The sequence below is a fragment of the Enterobacter sp. PL_is379 genome, from assembly GCF_055817355.1.
The window spans coordinates 1-3,441 of the sequence record NZ_JBVPGT010000008.1 but is presented as its reverse complement, the minus strand read 5'-3'; the positions used below and the strand labels follow the sequence as shown (position 1 = coordinate 3,441).

General features: G+C 43.7%; 5 protein-coding genes and 1 pseudogene. All 6 read left to right on the top strand.

The window, feature by feature from the left end:
• A partial coding sequence (locus AC0TOY_RS00140) for an RHS repeat-associated core domain-containing protein (protein WP_473712406.1) occupies positions 1–483 on the top strand: 483 nt, incomplete at its 5' end.
• Positions 483–929 carry a hypothetical protein gene (locus AC0TOY_RS00135; RefSeq protein WP_024906918.1) on the top strand — a complete coding sequence of 149 codons (447 nt, stop codon included), beginning with the start codon at positions 483–485 and terminating at the stop codon, positions 927–929. The genes AC0TOY_RS00140 and AC0TOY_RS00135, both read left to right, overlap by 1 nt.
• 187 nt (positions 930–1,116) lie before the next feature.
• Positions 1,117–1,410, top strand: a complete 294-nt coding sequence (locus AC0TOY_RS00130) for an Imm50 family immunity protein (protein WP_230581843.1) — start codon at positions 1,117–1,119, stop codon at positions 1,408–1,410.
• Between the two features lie 162 nt (positions 1,411–1,572).
• A pseudogene (locus AC0TOY_RS00125) lies at positions 1,573–1,998 on the top strand (HNH/endonuclease VII fold putative polymorphic toxin); the annotation flags it as partial.
• A 9-nt stretch (positions 1,999–2,007) separates the two neighbouring features.
• Positions 2,008–2,406, top strand: coding sequence for an Imm50 family immunity protein (locus AC0TOY_RS00120; protein ID WP_024906919.1), 399 nt, complete (start codon positions 2,008–2,010; stop codon positions 2,404–2,406).
• A gap of 224 nt (positions 2,407–2,630) precedes the next feature.
• Positions 2,631–3,441: RHS repeat domain-containing protein (locus tag AC0TOY_RS00115; RefSeq protein ID WP_473721378.1), on the top strand; the 811-nt coding region annotated here is incomplete at its 3' end.

Here is a 3,441-nt window from a genome sequence, read left to right as displayed (position 1 = left end):
GCCGGGCAGTACGCTGACGGTGAGACGGGACTGCACTATAACCTGTTCCGCTACTACGACCCGCAGGTCGGGCGGTTTATTGTGCAGGATCCGATTGGGTTGAATGGTGGGTGGAACCTTTATCAGTATGCGCCGAACCCGCTGGGGTGGATTGATCCGCTTGGATTGTCAACCTGTTCATCCAAAGACTCATATGAACAGGCCAGAAATAAAGCTCTGAAATGGTTAGAAGAGCGAGGATTTAAAGCCGAAAAAGTTAACACAGGCAAATTTGGTTCGACTAAAGGTCAACCTGTCGGGATGACAACAATTGATGGAAAAACAGGTTTTAGAGTTGAGTATGATGAACGAAGTGGAGCTCATATCAATGTGTTTAGCGGTAAAGATAAAGGGGAGCACTTCATGTTTGATGCGGCTGAATCCGTTGTGACAAAAATTCAAGATTTATTTAATTTACCATCAAAACCATGGAGAGGCTCTTAATGACGCTCGATGATGAAATCAGGAAGGAAATATCTTTGCTTCCTGAACAACCAGAAATTGTGGATGACTGGGAACACATTGCGGATAAGTTATCCGATAGTTATAGTTGGGCTGGTTCAAAAATTGACTGGTCAAAGACCAATGCTCATAGGTCTTTAGAACTACATGGGGACTATAAGGATTGGTTGGTAGATATAAAGAGATTCATTCATGATACTGATGTTCATGATGTGATTTCAAATAGTGATGAGATTTACTATATAAATGATTCGTCTCTTGATTTTTCTGTCAGGTTGAATCCCAAGCAGTTTTTTTTATTTCTTGATATGGCAATAAAAAATATCCCTCAGCATCATTATTTTTTTGATAGAGAAAATAAATGGTGTCTAGTGATAAGTGCTGAAGGATATATTGATTTCGGTTTCTCATGGTCAGATAAAAAATGATTGAAATGGGAGGTTCATCCTCCCAGGACGTTTTAGGTAATGTTTTTGATTTGATAAAAAACCGGGGCAAGAGTCTTACGGTGATGGTAATGTCCCTCTGAGACTATTTTAAAAAGAACATTCGAAATTGCTTGGGTAGGTTCAGTTTCTGGCACATTAGACAATCATGAAATTTGAGAAGAGTCATATGTATTGGAACGAAATCGAAGGTGGTATTTTGTTTAACAAGGTTTTCAGTAGATATGTTGAAGTGAATGAAACCGACATCTTTGATATTAAAATAGACCGCGAAACTGCTACGGTAATAATATGTTTTGACTTTGTTAATGAGTTGCCTGACAATCCTCCCCAAAAATGGGTTAAAGGCTATAATAGATGTAGGTTTGGTATAAGTTGCAGTGGAGTAAAATCCTTAAAAATAGAAGGTATGTCTACGGATATGCCAGCAAAAATAGAAATACAAAAAAAACACTCCCCATAGTGAAGTTATAATAAAGGGGACGGATATTTTTTTAAATTTGAAGTGTTCACATATACAATTAATGGGACCTTTCGTATCTATTAGTCAGTAAGCTAAAGGTCGTGGTGGATTTTTAAATTTTCCTAGCTTTTATAATTTAAGGTTGGTTCAGTTTACTGAATAGATCCGATTGGGCTGAATGGTGGGTGGAACCTTTATCAGTATGCGCCGAATCCGTTGGGGTGGATTGATCCGCTGGGTCTTGCTAGCTGTACTACTAAATTTAAATCGAGAAATGCAACCTTTAGGGCAGCGAAAAGAGATGCCGGAATACCAGTGAGCCAGCAACCATCAAAAGTTGAGCTAGTACCTTTAACAGATCGAAACGGGAAATCTATTTTAGGAGACGATCATTTACCTATAAAGACACGAGAATATACTTTCTCGCGTCCAGATGGTGAATCCATTGTAATCCAGGACCATTCACCAGGGCATATCTATGGACCTCCAGGAACACCTGGTAACCAAGGGCCACATTTAAATGTTCGACCGATCAGTGATACCCGAAATGGTACTATATCTGGAACGCTAGAACATTATCCATTTTAAGGAGGGAAAATGAATTCATGGGTTGATTTATTAATTGATAAAAGAAGTATTTCTTCTATCTTCACCGATGAAGAACCTTCATTACGTAATGTTGAACTTCATGATGTGGTTTTCCATAGGGATGGGCCAAAAATCACACTAAGATTCAATATTGAAAGTTATCCTTCGCAACCACCAAAAAAATGGATAATGCAGAAATGTAATGTCGTACAATTACAATTGACTGCTATTGATATAGCGGAGGCTAGCTTATTTGGTTGGAATAAAACTAACTTTTCTTTAGATGTTAACATATCTAAAGAAGATGGTTTTATCATCATTTTAGCTCAAGATGATATATTCTCTCTCTCAATAAAAGCAAAATTCATTGATATTTCTTCAATAACAGCTTATACAATTTCAAAATAATAAAGAATGGGAGGATAATAAATCCTCCCATTGATTTTGTTCAGTTTGGTCTGATTGCATGTTCTGCAGAGGTTTGGTGTTACGACTGGAATGGGTGATACCTACTTAATCGACCATAAAACAGCATTATGTTTCGGTAAGTTTCAGTGTTTAACCTGTTGTATAAAAACTAAAATAGTTATCGTGCAGATGGCTTAATTTATCAGGGTGTGGCGGTAGCATGATTGTCTTATGCAAGCCGCTACGTCCGCGATCTGAGCGGCCAGATTACCCGCATCCGCTGCACGCCAACCGCCGAAGGCGTTGCCCTAGGTATTGAAAGCGATGAGATCGCTTACCGTCATGACGCCGAAGGGCGTCTGCTGAAGCACTACGAGGCGCGACAGGGGCACAGTCGCGCGCAGTTCAGCTATGACGCCGCGGATAACCTCGCCGCCAGTGACGATCCGGTACCGGTCACGGATAACCGCCTGCAGCACTGGCAGGCGCTGTTTATGAAATACGACCACTGGGGCAACCTGGTCAGCCGCCGCAACGGGCTGTATGAACAGCATTATGCGTATGACGCCGAGAACCGGCTGGTGTCCGCCCGGGGAACCGGGCCGGAAGGGCGGTTTGAGGCGCGCTATCACTACGACGCGCTGGGCCGCCGCACGCGCAAAATCGTCACCACGACGCACGGCACCACCGACACCCGCTTCCTGTGGCAGGGCTACCGCCTGCTGCAGGTGCAGCAGGAGAGCGGGCTGTGCAGCACTTATGTATACGATCCGAATGAAGCCTGGAGCCCCCTGGCGCGGGTGGATCACCTTCGTGACCAGAAGAGCGGTGAGATTTACTGGTTCAATACCGACCTGAACGGCGCGCCGCTGGAGGTGACCGACGAGCGCGGCACGGTGCGCTGGAGCGGCCAGTACGGCAGCTTTGGCGAAGTACATCATCAGAGTGAAGGATTCTCGAGGGTTGTGAATCGCTCGGCGATGGCGCACCAGCCGCTGCGCTATGCCGGGCAGTACGCTGACGGTGAGACGGGAC

Coding starts and splice junctions, on each gene's coding strand:
- AC0TOY_RS00130 (WP_230581843.1), top strand. CDS start 1,117: ATGTATTGGAACGAAATCGAAGGTGGTATTTTGTTTAACAAGGTTTTC.
- AC0TOY_RS00120 (WP_024906919.1), top strand. CDS start 2,008: ATGAATTCATGGGTTGATTTATTAATTGATAAAAGAAGTATTTCTTCT.
- AC0TOY_RS00135 (WP_024906918.1), top strand. CDS start 483: ATGACGCTCGATGATGAAATCAGGAAGGAAATATCTTTGCTTCCTGAA.